13 protein-coding genes are annotated in these 16,977 nt (G+C 58.3%); 10 read left to right on the top strand and 3 right to left on the bottom strand.

Features of this window, described 5'->3' with window-relative positions; translation table 11 throughout:
• Positions 1–3: 3 nt before the first annotated feature.
• The gene (locus ACQR3R_RS05975) at positions 4–3,102 is read left to right on the top strand and encodes a multidrug efflux RND transporter permease subunit (RefSeq protein ID WP_428271092.1); all 3,099 of its coding nucleotides are present in this window, start codon (positions 4–6) and stop codon (positions 3,100–3,102) included.
• A gap of 235 nt (positions 3,103–3,337) precedes the next feature.
• Positions 3,338–3,979: a DUF1345 domain-containing protein gene (locus tag ACQR3R_RS05970; RefSeq protein ID WP_428271091.1), complete on the top strand. Its 642-nt coding sequence runs from the start codon at positions 3,338–3,340 to the stop codon at positions 3,977–3,979.
• 487 nt (positions 3,980–4,466) lie between these two features.
• On the opposite strand, the gene ACQR3R_RS05965 is transcribed toward ACQR3R_RS05970, so the two are convergent.
• Complete coding sequence (locus ACQR3R_RS05965; RefSeq protein WP_428271090.1) at positions 4,467–5,627, bottom strand: fibronectin type III domain-containing protein; 1,161 nt, start codon at positions 5,625–5,627, stop codon at positions 4,467–4,469.
• A gap of 205 nt (positions 5,628–5,832) precedes the next feature.
• Here ACQR3R_RS05965 and ACQR3R_RS05960 point away from each other — a divergent pair, with 205 nt between their 5' ends.
• The 7 genes from ACQR3R_RS05960 (at position 5,833) to ACQR3R_RS05930 (ending at position 12,804) form a co-directional block, all read left to right on the top strand.
• Complete coding sequence (locus ACQR3R_RS05960) at positions 5,833–6,672, top strand: AraC family ligand binding domain-containing protein (protein WP_428271089.1); 840 nt, start codon at positions 5,833–5,835, stop codon at positions 6,670–6,672.
• 23 nt (positions 6,673–6,695) lie between these two features.
• Positions 6,696–7,334: a LysE family transporter gene (locus tag ACQR3R_RS05955; RefSeq protein ID WP_428271088.1), complete on the top strand. Its 639-nt coding sequence runs from the start codon at positions 6,696–6,698 to the stop codon at positions 7,332–7,334.
• Between the two features lie 122 nt (positions 7,335–7,456).
• Positions 7,457–8,482, top strand: coding sequence for a substrate-binding domain-containing protein (locus ACQR3R_RS05950; RefSeq protein WP_428271087.1), 1,026 nt, complete (start codon positions 7,457–7,459; stop codon positions 8,480–8,482).
• 166 nt (positions 8,483–8,648) lie between these two features.
• A complete protein-coding gene (locus ACQR3R_RS05945; protein WP_428271086.1) occupies positions 8,649–9,431 on the top strand; it encodes a TIM barrel protein in 783 nt (260 codons plus the stop codon).
• Complete coding sequence (locus tag ACQR3R_RS05940) at positions 9,424–10,461, top strand: PfkB family carbohydrate kinase (RefSeq protein ID WP_428271085.1); 1,038 nt, start codon at positions 9,424–9,426, stop codon at positions 10,459–10,461. Before ACQR3R_RS05945 ends, ACQR3R_RS05940 begins: the two co-directional genes overlap by 8 nt.
• Before the next feature lie 45 nt (positions 10,462–10,506).
• The gene (locus tag ACQR3R_RS05935; protein WP_428271084.1) at positions 10,507–11,805 is read left to right on the top strand and encodes an MFS transporter; all 1,299 of its coding nucleotides are present in this window, start codon (positions 10,507–10,509) and stop codon (positions 11,803–11,805) included.
• A 21-nt stretch (positions 11,806–11,826) separates the two neighbouring features.
• Complete coding sequence (locus tag ACQR3R_RS05930; RefSeq protein WP_428271083.1) at positions 11,827–12,804, top strand: NAD(P)-dependent oxidoreductase; 978 nt, start codon at positions 11,827–11,829, stop codon at positions 12,802–12,804.
• Between the two features lie 4 nt (positions 12,805–12,808).
• On the opposite strand, the gene ACQR3R_RS05925 is transcribed toward ACQR3R_RS05930, so the two are convergent.
• Complete coding sequence (locus ACQR3R_RS05925) at positions 12,809–13,996, bottom strand: aminotransferase class I/II-fold pyridoxal phosphate-dependent enzyme (protein WP_428271082.1); 1,188 nt, start codon at positions 13,994–13,996, stop codon at positions 12,809–12,811.
• A gap of 466 nt (positions 13,997–14,462) precedes the next feature.
• Here ACQR3R_RS05925 and ACQR3R_RS05920 point away from each other — a divergent pair, with 466 nt between their 5' ends.
• Positions 14,463–14,747: a LuxR C-terminal-related transcriptional regulator gene (locus ACQR3R_RS05920; protein WP_428271081.1), complete on the top strand. Its 285-nt coding sequence runs from the start codon at positions 14,463–14,465 to the stop codon at positions 14,745–14,747.
• 425 nt (positions 14,748–15,172) lie between these two features.
• On the opposite strand, the gene ACQR3R_RS05915 is transcribed toward ACQR3R_RS05920, so the two are convergent.
• Complete coding sequence (locus ACQR3R_RS05915; RefSeq protein ID WP_428271080.1) at positions 15,173–16,972, bottom strand: RHS repeat-associated core domain-containing protein; 1,800 nt, start codon at positions 16,970–16,972, stop codon at positions 15,173–15,175.
• Positions 16,973–16,977: the final 5 nt, after the last annotated feature.

The raw sequence follows: 16,977 nt of genomic DNA, 5'->3' as shown, positions 1-16,977 counted from the left end.
TTTATGCCGCAGTTCTTTATCGATCGCCCGGTGTTCGCCTGGGTGGTCGCCCTGTTCATCCTGCTCGCCGGCGCACTGGCCATTCCACAGTTGCCGGTGGCGCAATACCCCGACGTCGCGCCGCCGCAAATCGAAATCTATGCCGTGTATCCCGGCGCTTCAGCGCAGACCATTGACGAGAGCGTGGTCAGCCTGATCGAGGAAGAGCTCAACGGCGCCGATCATTTGCTGTATTTCGAATCCCAAAGCAACCTGGGCAGCGCGACCATCAAGGCAACGTTTCAGCCGGGCACTCATCCGGAACTGGCGCAGGTCGATGTGCAAAACCGCCTGAAAGTGGTGGAGTCGCGTTTGCCGCAAGCGGTCAACCAACAGGGTTTGCAGGTCGAGAAAGTCTCCTCAGGCTTCCTGTTGCTGATCACGTTGACGTCCATGGACGGCAGGCTCGACGAAGTGGCGCTCAGCGATTACCTGGCGCGCAACGTGATGAACGAAATCAAGCGCCTGGACGGGGTCGGCAAAGCCCAGTTATATGGCGCCGAGCGGGCGATGCGGATCTGGATCGACCCACAGAAGCTCATCGGCTTCAACCTGACGCCAGCCGACGTCAACGCCGCCATCGTTGCGCAGAACGCACAGGTTTCAGCGGGCAGCATCGGTGATCTACCGACGCGCAGCACCCAGGAAATCACCGCAACGATTTTGGTCAAAGGCCAATTGTCGACGCCGGAAGAATTCGCCGACATCGTGCTCAAGGCTAACCCTGACGGTTCCACGGTGCGCATCGGCGACGTCGCGCGCGTGGAGATCGGAAGCCAGGAATATCAGTTCGGCACGCGCCTGAACGGTAAGCCATCCACCGCCGTCAGCGTGCAACTGGCACCCGGCGCCAACGCGCTAAGCACCGCGACGCTGGTGCGGGCGAAGATGGATGAACTGTCGCGTTACTTCCCGGCCGGGGTCGAATACAAGATCCCGTACGACACGTCGCCCTTCGTCAAAGTCTCGATTACCAAAGTGGTTTACACCCTTGGCGAGGCAATGCTGCTGGTGTTTGCAGTGATGTACCTGTTCCTGCAAAACATCCGCTACACACTGATCCCGACGCTTGTCGTGCCGGTGGCGCTGATGGGCACTTTTGCGACCATGTTGGCGCTGGGGTTTTCGATCAACGTGCTGACCATGTTCGGCATGGTGCTGGCCATCGGGATCCTGGTGGATGACGCGATTGTGGTGGTGGAAAACGTCGAGCGGATCATGGTCACCGAGGGCCTTTCGCCCAAAGAGGCAACGCGCAAGGCGATGAAGCAGATCACCGGGGCAATCATCGGCATCACGCTGGTGCTGGTGGCGGTGTTTATCCCGATGGCGTTCATGCAAGGTTCGGTCGGGGTCATTTATCAACAGTTCTCGCTGTCGATGGCAACCTCGATCCTGTTCTCGGCGTTCCTGGCCCTGACGTTGACCCCGGCACTGTGCGCAACGCTGCTTAAACCGATCGCCAAGGGTGAACATCACGCCAAGGGTGGGTTTTTCGGCTGGTTCAACAAACGCTTCGAGCAACTCACCGAACGCTATGAAGGCTGGGTTGCCTACGCCCTGAAACGCAGCGGTCGTTACCTGCTGATCTACGGCGTGCTGCTGATAGGTCTGGTTGTGTGCTTCAGTCGTCTGCCCTCCTCGTTCCTGCCGGTGGAAGATCAGGGCTACACCATCACCGACATTCAATTGCCGCCGGGTGCAAGCAAAAACCGCACGGTGCAGGTCGTGGAGCAGATTGAAGCGCATAACGCGACAGAGCCGGGGGTTGGCGACAGTACGGTAATTCTCGGCTTCAGCTTCTCCGGCAGCGGGCAAAACGCCGCGTTGGCATTTACCACGTTGAAGGACTGGTCCGAACGCAGCAGCCAGGATTCGGCAGGCTCGATAGCGGACCGCGCCAACATCGCCCTGAGCCAGATCAAAGACGCCGTGGCTTTCGCGGTGTTGCCGCCACCGGTTGATGGCCTGGGCACCTCCAGCGGTTTCGAATTCCGCCTGCAGGACCGTGGCGGCCTCGGCCACGCCAGGTTGATGCAGGCGCGCAGCGAATTGCTGGCGGCTGCGCAGAAAAGTCCGATCCTGATGAACGTGCGCGAAAGTGCCCTGGCCGAAGCCCCCCAAGTGCAACTCATCGTCGACCGCAAGCAAGCCAATGCGCTAGGCGTGTCGTTTGCCGATGTCGGCAACGTGCTCTCCACAGCCGTGGGCTCGACTTACGTCAATGACTTCCCCAATCAGGGGCGCATGCAACGGGTGGTGGTGCAGGCAGAAGGCGATCAACGCAGTCAGGTTGCCGATCTGATGAAAATGCACGTGCGTAACAACGCTGGGAAAATGGTGCCGTTGTCGGCGTTCGCTCAGGCCGAATGGACACAGGGCCCGGCGCAATTGACCCGCTACAACGGTTACCCCGCGATCAGTATTTCCGGTGAGCCCGCCGTGGGCCACAGCACCGGCGAGGCAATGGTGGAAATCGAACGTCTGGTAGCACTCGGCCCTGCCGGATTGGGTCAGGAATGGACCGGATTGTCGCTGCAAGAGCGGTTATCCGGCAGCCAGGCACCGATTCTGCTCGGGCTGTCATTGCTGATCGTGTTCCTGTGCCTGGCCGCGCTGTATGAGAGCTGGTCGATTCCGACCTCGGTGCTGCTGGTGGTGCCATTAGGCGTGCTCGGTGCGGTGTTGGCCGTAACGTTGCGTGGCATGCCCAATGACGTGTTTTTCAAGGTCGGGCTGATCACCATCATCGGTTTGTCGGCGAAGAACGCGATCCTGATCATCGAGTTTGCCAAGAGTTTGTATGACGAAGGGCATGACCTGATCGACGCCACGCTGCAAGCGGCGCGCCTGCGATTGCGACCGATTGTGATGACGTCGCTGGCGTTCATCCTCGGCGTGGTACCGCTGGCAATTGCCACCGGCGCCAGCTCGGCGAGCCAACAAGCCATCGGCACCGGGGTGATCGGCGGAATGATCACCGCAACGCTGGCAATCGTGTTTGTGCCGGTGTTTTTTGTGGTGGTGATGAAACTGGTCGGTAAACGCCATAGCAAAAAGTAGCATCGAAACCCTTGTAGGAAACAGGCTTGCCAGCGTTTGCATTCGCGGAAATAGCGATCACCGGCAAGCCGATTTCCTACGGGGTTGGCGCCGGCTTCATGAGTTGCCGCATCACTACCGATCTGTAGGCGCGGGCCTGCTCGCCCCGACAGGGGTTTGCATTTTCCTCAAGTTGTGGTCATACACGATCACGCTGGGCTAAGGTGATTGCAACATCCTGACGCATCGAGCTTCCATGCCCTTTCTCGCCCGCACCCACCCTCGCCTCTCTGCCGCTGCAGTACTCGGCATTGCCGTTGGCATTCTGGCTCCAGCCGACACACTCCTCAGCAAAATCCTCATTGGCTGGAACGCCGGAGTCTGGACGTACCTGGTGTTGATGCTATGGCTGACCATTCGTGCCAAGGCCCCGGACGTAAAGCGCATTGCCGAGGTTGAGGACGAGAACGCCGGACTGGTGCTGTTGGTGGTGTGCATCGCAGCCATCGCCAGTCTGGCGACCATCACCCTGGAGCTGGCCGGCACCAAAGACCTGGAAACCACGCGCAAGCTGATGCATTACGGGTTCACCGCGCTGACGGTCATCGGGTCGTGGCTACTCATCGGCATGATATTCAGCGTGCATTACGCCCGGCTGTTCTACACCTGGGACGGCAAAGACACCGCGCTGCGCTTCGCCGAAGGCCTGACAACCCCCAATTACTGGGACTTCCTGTACTTCTCTTTCACCATCAGCGTGGCGGTACAGACCTCGGATGTCGGCGTGGCAACCCGCAGCATGCGCAAGATTGTGCTGGCGCAGTCGCTGATCGGGTTCCTGTTCAATACCGCGATACTTGGGTTCTCGATCAACATTGCGGCCGGATTATTTGGGTGACGTGCACTCACTTGGCTGCCGGCTCACGGCTGATAAACACTGAGCTTGCAGCCGAAATGTTATTGCCTCCACCTTTCGCACGAACCTTTAAGTGATACTCGAGGGCTGCATTCAAACCTGTTACCTCGCAAGGTGGGCGAACGACCTCAAAGGTCTCGATTCCCGCCCCGGATATTTCATAACCCTGCGCGTTGGGGCATAACAGGCAGGTGGCGTAAGGCTCGTCCCACGTCAACAACGCAGCAGTGGCAGTGCTGCGAGTGCCTCTCATATAACCCGGGGCACAGATCATCTGCCCTAGGTACGGTCGAGTGGTGAAGCTGCCCGATGCAAAACCCGATACATACCCTGCACCGCCCCTTGCACGAACTTTGAACAGGTATTGGGTGTTTTCAATCAACCCCTGGACTACGTAGCGAGTGCCACTGATGGTCTGCCGATGCTGATCACCCAGGTAAATTTCGTAGTGTATTTCGCCTGAGTAACCTTAGCCTGCACTCCACTGCCAAACGACCGATTCGTCGGTGAGGTCACCGATGACAAGGTCGCGCGGTGCTGCAAAAACCGCAGTTGTGGCAGTACCAACGGAAGGTTCCGAGTCGCCGCCGGAATGGGTACCACGGACCTCGAAAAAGTACCGGGTGCTGGGCAATAAATCCGCAAACAGGAAGTTCAAGTGTGGCGTGGTCTCAGTTCTGATGACCTTATGCTCAGCATTGTCCAGCCCGTAACTCACCTTGTATTGCGGCGACTGCGGAGGCCCCCAATTGATACGGGCAGTGGCGTGGGTAGCAGTGATGTGCAGTGCGCCGGGTCTGGAAGGCAATGCCGGCCCGTCCAGAGTCGCTTTGACAATGCGCGTCGGTGACGACTCACCGTTACCGTTGGCGGCACTGACCTGGATAAAATATTGTGTGTTCTTACTCAACCCCGTCAGCGTTAATCCGGGGGCTGTCGAGGTTTGAGTCTGCGCCGCGCCACCAGGCTCGATACCGTAGCGGATGACATAATTGTTCGCCCCTGCAGAGGCTGTCCACATCAGGTCCATGGACTGCATCGTCGATGTGGCACTTAGACCGGTCGGGGCGGCAGGAACCAACAGCGTGGTAGCCGTTGTACGCACAGGAGGTGAATCACCTGCCGCGTTATAGGCCACAACGTCGAAGAAATAGGCCGTGCCCGACTGCATGCCAGAAACGTTGCAAGTCTCGGCCGACGTCGGGATCGTATTGATGATCGAGCCACTGGACACAAACCCGTAGCTCACCTTGTAACCGGCGGCAAGAATGGACTTATACCAGGTCAATACCACACTGCTTTTTGTCGCAGCCGCCGTAAGTCCGGTCGGTGTAGCAGGCGTCGCCGCTCCAGCCCTGGTGGTGCCGCTGCCTTGCGCTGGCTCCGATTGACCGTCGACAGTCTCCACCCGAAGCTCAATGTAGTACTTGGTTTCAGGCTGCAATCCGGTAATGTTGTGATTCAAATATTGGGTGTAGGCCCTCTGAATGCCATTCGGCCATTGATCGTCGCGGGCATAGGCCACTTCAAAGCGAATGAAACTGCTGCCCCACGCCCAACTGACTCTCAGTGAGTCGACGCCAGGTACAACATTTGGCTTGCCGGGTCTGCCAGGAATCAAATTACTCATTGGGTCTGCCTCGTTGCACACATCCTATTGGCTGTGCGGCATATTGAATCCATCAAAGCCGGTAATTCCACTGTCAGAACTGATAGTGGCAATACCAATGGCGTAGATTCAAAATGATTACGTGAAACGCCCGTGCACAAACGTTCTATTCAACAGCCTGCTTCCCAACGTTAAATACCGACGCAATCAGCCTGAAAGGTGCGGCATGACCACTCACAACTGGATCGATCTGGCCCAGGACGCCGATACTGGCATTGAGACGCTGCGCGCGCATTTCGAAGGGCATGCCTACGATCCGCATTGGCATGACAGCTATCTGGTGGGTGTCACAGAGCAAGGGGTTCAGCAGTTCAACTGTCGACGGGCGAAGCACCAGAGCACACCAGGCAAGGTGTTTTTGCTGGAGCCGGGGGATATTCATGACGGCGAGGCACCGACCGAAGACGGTTTTACCTATCGCATGCTGTACCTCGACCCGCAGTGGCTGAAACGCGAACTCAGCGCCGTGTTTGATAACGCGCCCGATAACAGCCAGTTGAGTTTTGCCAACACCCTGACGACCGATGCGCGGCTGGCCCACGCGACCAGCGTTGCCTTTCAAACCCTGCACGACGCAGAGTTGAAAATCGTCCGTCAGACCGCCCTCGACGGTTTACTCGAACGCCTGACCAGCCATTTGCATTGGCGTGCCCGCTATGGCGAAGACCCGCGCCTGCCACGCGTGGCACACATCGCTCGCGAGTACCTGCATGCCCATGCTCACCACGACCTCGGCCTCGACCAACTGGCCGCTGCGGCGGGGGTTGACCGCTTTCGGCTGACCCGTGCGTTCAAGGCTGCTTATGGTTTGGCACCTCACGCCTATCTGGTGCAACTACGGTTGGCCACCGCACGCCGGTTGTTGGCCCGCGGCGAACAACCGGCGACCGTCGCCATGCAATTGGGGTTTGCCGACCAGAGCCATTTGGGCCGCTGGTTTGTGCGTGCCTACGGCCTGACGCCAGCGCTGTATCGCAAGCGTTGCTCAAATCTTCCAGACAGGTAACACCGTGGGTTGTGAAGATCGTAATGAATGATCTTCAGCGGAGTTTGCCTGCGATGTTCTGTACTTTCCCGACGTTACTGCCGTTTCTCCTGTTTGCTTTTGTGGCATCGATCACACCGGGGCCCACCAACATTCTGGTGCTGAGCAACAGCGCTCGATATGGCTTGGCGGCTGCCGTTCCGATCATCTTTGGCGCTTGTGCCAGTGCGGCAACGATTGTGCTGTTGGTGGGCACCGGAGCCGGCTCTTCGCTGATTGCCTTGCCGGCTCTGCAAACGGCCATGCAATGGGTCGGCGTAACCTGGCTGAGTTACCTGGCCTGGCAGATTTTCAATGCCCAAGCCGAAGCGCTCGACACCCACGGCCCTGAATCGAAACTGGGGATGATGGGCGCCGCAAGTTTGCAATTGATCAACCCCAAAACCTGGATGATGGCGCTGGCAGTGGTCAGCATATTTGCCGGTGGCGGTGAACAGCGACTGCTGCACGTGGCGTATTTGTCGCTGGCGTTTTTCCTGATCTCGCTGCCCTGCTTGGGCATGTGGGCGTTGCTCGGCATGGGCTCCTCACGGTGGTTGCGCTCACCGCTCGCGATGCAGCGGTTCAATCGGTGCATGGCGTTGTTGCTGCTGGTTTGCGCGTGGTGGAGTGTGCTGGCTTGAGCACCGCTGGTCGGCCTGTATCAACACAAGTACTTGACGAGGGATTCGTTTCTGGTGTCTTCTGAAACCGGTTTCAGTGCAATGCACGCAACCCTATAAATCCAATAACAAGGTTTCAGACCGTGAACGATTTTTCCGCCGCCCAGCGCAGCCGCGTCACCATGCTTGATGTCGCCGAACACGCCAAAGTCTCCAAGGCGAGCGTGTCGCGTTTCATCGGCGATGACCGCGCCCTGCTCTCCGATGCGATTGCTTTGCGCATCGAACAGGCGATTGCCGAACTGGGCTACCGCCCGAACCAGATGGCGCGCGGCCTGAAACGTGGGCGAACCCGCCTGATCGGCATGCTGGTCGCCGATATCCGCAACCCTTATTCGATTGCCGTGATGCACGGGGTGGAAACCGCCTGCCGTCAGCACGGCTACAGCCTGGTGGTGTGCAACACCGACCGCGATGATGAGCAGGAACGCCAGCACCTGGCGTTACTGCGCTCATACAACATCGAAGGATTGATCGTTAACACCCTCGGCCATCACCGTGACGAACTTCGAGAACTGCACCGTGAAATGCCCTTGGTGTCGGTGGACCGCAAGGTCGAGCACCTGGAAAGCGATAGAGTGGGGCTGAACAACCCGCAAGCCATCGACATTGCCCTCAATCACCTTGAGCAGCGCGGGTATCGCGATGTGTTGCTGGTCACCGAACCGTTCGATGGCACCAGTTCTCGGATCGAGCGGGTCAGCAGTTTCAAGGCCCAAATCGAGCAGCGGCCATCGCTTCACGGGGCCGTCATCGAAACCGGCAGCGACCTCACGGCCAATCTGCAAACCTTCCTCGATACACCCGGCCCCGGCCCGAAAGCACTGTTTTGCGCAAACGGGATCGCCGCCCTGGCCAGCACCCATTCATTGCGTGAACTCAACTGCAACCTGTTTGAGGATATCGGCCTGATCGCCCTCGATGACCTGGATTGGTACCCGCTGGTAGGCAGCGGTATCACAGCCCTCGCCCAGCCGACGGCCGAGATCGGCGCGAGTGCCTTCGAGTGTTTGCTCAAGCGGCTGCGTGGGGATGTCGGGGCGATGCGGACCCTGGATTTTTCGGCGCGGTTGGTGGTGCGAGGGTCTACGCGTGGAAGTTTTCGGTGACGGGTCTGGCCCCCTCGCGATCAAGGCCGCTCCCACCGTGTTTGTGTCCTTCACAAATGTTGTGTACCCCAGAGATCCTTGTGGAAGTGGCTTGCTCGCGCAGAGGCCCTCAAGACCACAGACTTTTTTTGAACAAAAATGAAACCGGTTTCAGAGGTCTAGAACAATGAATAAACCACCCGTTTCCATCAGCCTGTCCAGCTACGGCGCAGACCTCGTACGCCAATGTGGCCAAGGCTCGTTTATCGAAATACTCGCCGCCGCCAGCGCCACGCGCATCGAATGGCGCGAAGAGTTGCTGACCGTTGAAGACCCTGCGCAACTGGCCAGAGACACCCACACCCACGGCCTGGAAAGTGTGTATTCCTCACCGCTTGAATTATGGCTGGCCGGCCAATCGAAACCCAATCCTGAACTGGCCCCCGCGCTGCAACGCGCAGCGGCGTTCGGCGCTAAATGGCTAAAAGTGTCGTTGGGTTACTTCACCGACAACAGCGACCTGCAAACCCTGGCCAGGGTCATCGGCGACAGTGCAGTGCAGTTATTGGTGGAAAATGACCAGACCCTGCACGGCGGCCGCATCGAACCCTTTCAGCGCTTTTTCGCTGAAGTGGAACAACACAACCTGCCGATCAAGATGACGTTTGATATCGGCAATTGGCATTGGCAAGACCAGTCTGCCGCCAGCGCCGCGCGATTGTTGGGGCGTCACGTCGGCTACGTGCACTGCAAAGCGGTTGAGCGCCGCGCCGACGGCAAACTGGTCGCCATCGCGCCTGCTGCCAGTGACCTGCATGAATGGGAACAACTGCTGCGGCACATGGCCCAAGGGGTAATGCGCGCGGCGGAATATCCGCTACAAGGCGACGACCTGGTTCAGCTCACTACCGAGCACGTTGCTGCCCTCGCCCGCCTGGGTCAATCGCGGCTGGAGAGCGCTGATGTCTGACATCGATATTTTGTCGTTCGGTGAAACCATGGCGATGCTGGTTGCTGAGCAGAGCGGCGATCTGGCCGACGTCACCCGGTTCCATAAGCGCATTGCCGGGGCTGACAGCAACGTCGCCATCGGCTTGTCGCGGCTGGGGTTCAACGTTGCATGGTTGAGCCGGGTGGGCGCCGATTCACTGGGCCGTTTCGTGGTCGACAGCCTGGAAAAGGAAGGCCTGGATTGCCGCCACGTCGATATCGACCCTGTGCATCCAACCGGTTTTCAGTTCAAGTCCCGCACCGACGATGGCAGCGACCCCGTCGTTGAATATTTTCGGCGCGGTTCGGCGGCGAGTCATTTGTCGGTGCATTCGATCATTCCCGAATGGCTCAACGCAAAGCATTTGCACGCCACCGGCATTCCCCCGGCGCTCTCTGAAACCGCACGGCAGATGTCTTTCGAATTGATGACCCGCATGCGCGATGCCGGGCGCAGCGTTTCATTCGATCCAAACCTGCGTCCGAATTTGTGGGCCAGCGAGCAACAGATGATTCGCGAGATCAACCGCCTCGCCGCCCTCGCCCACTGGGTGCTGCCGGGGTTGAGTGAAGGACGTTTGCTGACCGGCTTCGAAGACCCGGCCGATATTGCGGCGTTTTACCTGGATCAGGGTGCCGAAGCGGTGGCCATCAAACTCGGGCCGCACGGGGCGTATTACCGCACCCACCTCGACCAAGGATTTGTGGCAGGCGTGCCGGTGGCAACGGTGGTCGACACCGTCGGTGCTGGCGATGGTTTTGCCGTCGGCATGATCAGCGCCCTGCTGGAAAACCACAGCTTTGCCGACGCCGTGAAACGCGCCAACTGGATGGGTAGCCGCGCGGTGCAGAGCCGTGGGGACATGGAAGGTTTGCCGACCCGGGCTGAAATGGCCGCCGAATTCGAGGCCACCCTTCGCGAGCAAACCCGCCTCCACAAAAGCGCCACCGCGCCCCGTGTGGGAGCCAGTCTGCTGGCAATGAGACCCGCCCAGACACTGAAGACCTAACCCGTTACCTGCTGCGACAAAAACAACAAGCTCAGGAGCATCCTCATGAAAACTGCAACACTCGCCGCCCGCCGTTGGTGGTACATCATGCCCATCGTGTTCATCACCTACAGCCTGGCGTATCTGGACCGCGCCAACTACGGATTTGCAGCCGCTTCCGGAATGGCCGCCGACCTGATGATCACGCCGGGCCTGTCGTCGATGCTTGGCGCACTGTTCTTTCTCGGCTATTTCTTCTTTCAGGTGCCGGGCGCGATCTACGCGCAAAAACACAGCGTGAAGAAGCTGATTTTCGTCAGCCTGATTCTCTGGGGTGGCCTGGCGACATTGACCGGAATCGTCTCCAATGCGTACTGGCTGATCGTCATTCGCTTCATGCTCGGCGTGGTCGAAGCCGCCGTGATGCCTGCGATGCTGATCTACCTGTGCCATTGGTTCACCCGCGCCGAACGTTCGCGCGCCAACACGTTCCTGATCCTCGGGAACCCGGTGACCATGCTCTGGATGTCGGTGGTGTCGGGCTATCTGGTGCAGCATTACAGCTGGCGCTGGATGTTTATTATCGAAGGCCTACCGGCAGTGCTCTGGGCGTTTATCTGGTGGCGTCTGGCCGATGATCGTCCGGCTCAGGCCAAGTGGCTGACCGACCAGGAAAAACAGGACCTGGAAAGCGCACTGGCGGCTGAACAAGTCGGCATCAAAGCAGTGAAAAACTACGCCGAAGCCTTTCGCTCGCCCAAAGTGATCCTGCTGGCCTTGCAGTTTTTCTGCTGGAGCATTGGCGTCTACGGCTTCGTGCTGTGGCTGCCGTCGATTCTCAAGGCCGGCGCGCAAATGGACATGGTCGAAGCAGGCTGGTTGTCGGCGCTGCCATATCTGGCAGCGGTGATTGGCATGCTGCTGGTGTCGTGGGGCTCGGACAAGCTGCAAAAACGTAAACGCTTCGTCTGGCCACCCCTGCTGATCGCCTCGATTGCCTTTTACGGCTCCTACGCACTGGGCGCCGAACATTTCTGGTGGTCATACACCCTGCTGGTGATCGCCGGGGCCTGCATGTACGCGCCATACGGCCCCTTCTTCGCGATCATCCCGGAGATTCTCCCAGCCAACGTCGCAGGTGGCGCCATGGCATTGATCAACAGCATGGGCGCGCTCGGCTCATTTGGCGGTTCGTACCTGGTGGGTTACCTGAACAGCTCCACCGGATCCCCGGGTGCGTCCTATTTGTTGATGAGCGGCGCGTTGATGCTGTCGGTCGTGCTGACGATTTGCCTCAAGCCTGGCGCCAGTGACCGTGAGCGTCCCGCCGTCGCGTTGAACCGTCGCACCGCGGCCCACCCATGAATTGATGTTGAGATCACTCCGATGAAAAAGCAGGTCGTTCTGTACAAAAAACTCTCGCCGACGTTGATGGCTCGACTGCACGAGCAGACCGAAGTCACGTTGATCAACAACCTCAATGCCGAAGGCCTGGCGCAACTACGTGATGCCCTGCCGCGTGCTAACGGCTTGCTGGGTGCCAGCCTGAAACTGGACGCTACGTTGCTCGATCTGGCGCCTGATCTAGAGGCCATCGCCAGCGTCTCGGTGGGCGTCGACAACTACGACATCGACTACCTGACCGAGCGCCGGATTTTGCTCACTAATACGCCGGATGTGCTCACTGAAACCACCGCCGACACCGGTTTCGCGCTGATCCTGGCAACGGCCCGGCGAGTCGTGGAGTTGGCGAACATGGTTCGCAGCGGTCAGTGGAGTCGCAACATTGGCCCCGCGCATTTCGGTAGCGATGTACACGGCAAGACGTTGGGCATTATTGGCATGGGGCGCATCGGTGAGGCACTCGCCCAACGCGGGCATTTCGGTTTCAACATGCCGGTGATCTACCACAGTCATTCGCCAAAACCTGCGGTAGAGCAGCGCTTCAATGCGCAGTATCGGACCTTGCCCGACCTGTTGCAGCAGGCTGATTTCGTTTGCCTGACCCTGCCGCTCACCGCAGAAACCGAAGGTTTGATCGGCGCAGAGCAATTTGCCCAGATGCGCCCCGACACCATTTTCATCAACATTTCCCGGGGCAAAGTCGTTGATGAAGCGGCGCTGATCGAGGCGCTGCGTTCACGACAGATTCGCGCGGCAGGCCTGGATGTATTCGAACGCGAACCGCTGAACCATGATTCGCCTCTGTTGCAGTTGAGCAATGTGGTGGCGACCCCGCACATCGGTTCGGCAACGCATGAAACACGTGAGGCGATGGCGACCTGTGCGGTGGACAATTTGCTGGCCGCGCTGGCGGGTGAGCGGCCGATGAATTTGGTGAACACGCAGGCGTGGAAGGCTTAAGAAATCAGGCCCGGCGCGCCTCCAGCAAATCCGTCGCGCACAACACAATTCGTTGACAGGCATCCGCGAGTTTCTGTTGATCCACCACCAATCCGAGCCGGATGTGCCCCGCCGCGCTCGGCCCGAACGCCTCACCCGCCAATACCGAAACGCCATACCCGTCGAGTAATCGCTCGGCGAATTGCTGGGCCGATAACCCGGTCTGACGCACATCGACCATCACGAACATGCCACCGTCCGGGCGAATGGCGCGGATGCCCGGACAGTGGTTCAAGCTCTCGCATACAAGGTCGCGACGCTGGCGGTACTCATCGCGCATCAGCGCCACCTCGGGCAAATCTTCATCCAGTGCCAACTGCGCAGCGTTTTGAATGAAATCCGGAATGCCAAACAGCATGCACAATGACAAATGCACCAAATGCTCGGCCATGGGTTTCGGGCCGATCGTCCAGCCCACCCGCCAACCGCTCATGGCGTGGGATTTGGACAGGCTGTTGATGGTCGCGGTGCGCTCGGCCATGCCTGGCAGGCTCGCCGGGCTGATGTGCTCGCCCTCATACAGCAGATCGCTGTAAACCTCGTCGCTGATCAGCCACAAGTCGTGGTGAATACACAGCGATGCGAGTTCTTGCCAGATCATCAGCGACAAATTGGCGCCGCTGGGGTTGTTCGGACTGTTGAGCAAAATGGCGCGGGTCTTGGGAGTGATGCATGCCGCTACATCCGCCGGATCGACCCGAAAGCCGTTTTCCGGGCGAACCGCCACTGGCACCACTGTCGCCCCGCATGCGCCGATCACACCTTCATAGGTCACGTACATCGGCTCGGCGACGATCACCTCATCCCCCGGATCAAGCAGGCATTGCACCACCGAATACACCGCGCATTGAGCACCGGGAAAAATAATCACATGCTCGGCATCCACCACTTGGCCGCTGCGTTGCCGGTGACGACGGGCGATGCTCTCGCGCAAGCCCCGGCTGCCACGTACTTCAGGGTAGTGAGTATCGCCGGCCAGCAGGCTGTCGATGGCTGCCTGGACGATGGGTTTCGGTGTATCGAAATCCGGATCGCCGATCGACAGCAGCAACACATCGACACCCTGTTCGCGCAGTTGCAGCGCTCGGTCATGAATGTGCCACGCCGCCGCTCCGTCACCGGCGATTCGTTTGGTCAAAGCTGAGTAGCGCATGCATTTCTCCAGTCGCGCGGGTTCCAGGCTTCAACCGTATCTCAAATTACCCAGCGTGCCAGCGCCGTTTGAAAAACGACGGACGGAAACGGTTGTGAAACACAGAAAACCAAGCGACTCGAGCACCCTTCTGACCGCTGCCCGGGTGTTGTGATGGGCACATCAATGCCTGATAAAACCCTAAATCAATCAGATAATTACCAGATCGATTGCAGAAAATTCAACTCAGAGATTTCGCCTGCAATGCTAATGATGGTTTGTCGAGTGCGCTTTCTCCAACGTCTTATTAAAGTCGGCAACCTGTAATTTGTGACAGGTTCTTATCTGGCCGTTTCGCGCTATAAGAAATCGTACCTTCAGCCCTGATACGGGAATCTGCAGGACGGCGGTGCGGCACATGCCCTACAGCAATTGTAGGATTATGCCGCGCCCCCGCCGTCAATGATGATGGATCGGAGATCAAATTATGTACCCCACCAACGACCTTCCAGTTCGACCATGGCCCATCCCGATCGAATACCCGGTGCACGAGGCGAAAGAATCCGTGGCGATATCGCTGACGGCCCGGGAAAAAGAAATTTTGCAGTGGAGCGCCTTGGGTAAGTCATCCTGGGAAATCGCGCGGATTATCAGTTGCACCGAAGCAGGTGTGAATTATCACTTTTGCAATATTCGCCGAAAATTCGGCGTGAGGTCGCGCTGGATTGCCATGTTGATGGCGAAAGAACAAGGGTTGATCGAATCGCCTTGAATCAACGTCCTTCAGCGACCTGCGCTTCGTTGCTCCCCCTGTCGAAAAATCTCATGAAGCTGGAATAGACGCTGTATTCACTACCCTTCGACCTCACCCGTGGTACTGACTAGCTCTTAAATGGCTATCGGCGACATCCTGCCTAATGTTGCTCAGGCTCAGAACGCGGTCGAGGTCATCGGTCTTCCACAGTGCACTTAACGACCTCAAGCGATCCTTTCACGCCGCGCACAAGCGCCGACGTTTACTCAGCCCTTCATTAGCGAATGCTTTGCGCACAAACCTTGGCCGTGAAAAACCATCTGTCGGCAAAAGAAAACCGCCATGGGCAAGTCGGACTTGGCCATGGCGCAAGGTGGGTGCAATTATCAAGCGTTAACGGGTTAACGAATCAGAACCCTGGCGTACACAGTAAAATGTTCGGTTCATAGCCGTTTACCGTGAAGTGCCCTGATCTCCTCGATCCTGGCGCTTAAAGCTTTTTCCCTTTCTTTTTCGGTCAATTCGCGTGGTTTTGGCACGTGGGTTCTGGCGGACGACGGTCTTCCTGATTTCGCTGGTCGGGCCTCGACTGTCGAACCCGATGCGCCTGGAACGACAGGATCACTTTTTGCGCGCCTGCTTGAGATTGACTTCACCGCCGCCGGCCCAGTATCACTATCATAATCCGGTGGCGGCTCCTGCGGCGCCGGCGACGGTGCTCTACGGCGTACACGAACGGCTGACTCAGCGGTACCCGGTGTTAGCAAGGCAATATCCCTGGTTAACCTCGAGCGTGCCGCTTGCGAGGGAGATACTTCAGCGCGGCGGTTGAACTTTAAGTTTTCCGCTATCGCCTCGAAGCGCGCGTCAATTGGCCTCAGGGGCGCGGCCTGCGCTGGCACAAAACTCACTCGCCGCGGCATGTGCCCCGTTTCATCCACATTATTTATCGGGTCCCCCTCGCAATAGGCATAAGCATTGATCCCGCCCACACCAAACGGACTCAGACTGTCCGGACTGAAAAACACCATCAGCGACGGACTGAACTGCCGATAACCATTGCCCAGCATGTAGCAATTGGTCTTGAGTTCCTTGACTTCACCGTTGTAGCCCACCTGCGAGTTGACCGGATGTTCACCCGTGCGATGCCCATAGGCCGTGTAGTTGATGGAGTTCACGCCACCATTGGCGACTTCACTGATCAAGCTGCTACTGGCATCACTGACCAGCATCAACGACTTTGGGTCAGCACCTGCCTGGTGCTCGACGAGCACAACTCCATCGCCACGCATGAAGGTGCTGCTGTTAGCCCCTTTGATCTGATTGGCCAGTTCGCCATCACGATAAAAGCGCCGCTCTGCGCCATCACCGTCATCAAGCCCGGACAACGTGTCCAGCGGGTCGTAGTTATAAGTCCCCGATTCTCCACCCGGCGAGGCACTGACATGAATCAAGCGGCCCAAGGTGTCGTATTCCAGAACGCGGTTTTCTTCATCCCGAGTCATGTGGCCGTCAGCGTTGTACGCGAGTTCGATGACCGCAGGATATCCGTCACCCGACGCTGAGTTGGTTACTTTAGTCAGCTGCGCGGGGTCGACCCCCGTGTAACTGTAGACAGCGATATTGGTACTGTTGGTATCGCCCGTGCTGCGATAGGTGGTAGTCACGCGGATCAGGTTATCAATCACATCGAATCTGAACAGCTGGCTGACAATGGCCTTGCCATAAGGGTCTACCGGCGGCTGGCTGCCTTGGCATTGATAAAGCACCAGGCGTCCACGGGGATCGTAATCATAGGTTTCATCGCGCAACAACGTCCCGCCCGTCCGCAGCGTTCGACGAACCAGTAAATCGACCTCGTTATAGACCTGATTCAAATCCTGCTCGACGCCATCCAGGTCAAAAGTCCGTTTTGTCTCACGTCCCAATCCATCGTGTTCCAGAGTGATTGTCACCTGTTGGCCGCTGGCGCTGTCTTGAGTGTTGATCGTGCTCGACTGCCCGAGGCTATCAAAGGTAAAGCTCGAAGACGTGGTGCCCAAGCGGGTATGTTCCAGGCGACCCGCGGTGTCATAGGTGTACGTCTGAACCTGCTGCAGTACATCGGTGTACCGGGCTGACCAGGTTTGCCGGTATTGCGCAGCGCGCAACGGGTTGTCCGCGTCTTGACGCTCTTCGTATACCGGGCGGCTGAGTCCATCGACAAGGCTTCTTGTTTTCACCCCTTTAACATCGATCACCACTTGAC

The sequence above is a fragment of the Gordonia sp. IEGM753 genome (genome assembly GCF_050321825.1).
Taxonomy (GTDB): Bacteria; Pseudomonadota; Gammaproteobacteria; order Pseudomonadales; family Pseudomonadaceae; genus Aquipseudomonas.
Note: the sequence above shows the minus strand (reverse complement) of the source record. Positions and strands in the feature narration are given on the sequence as shown.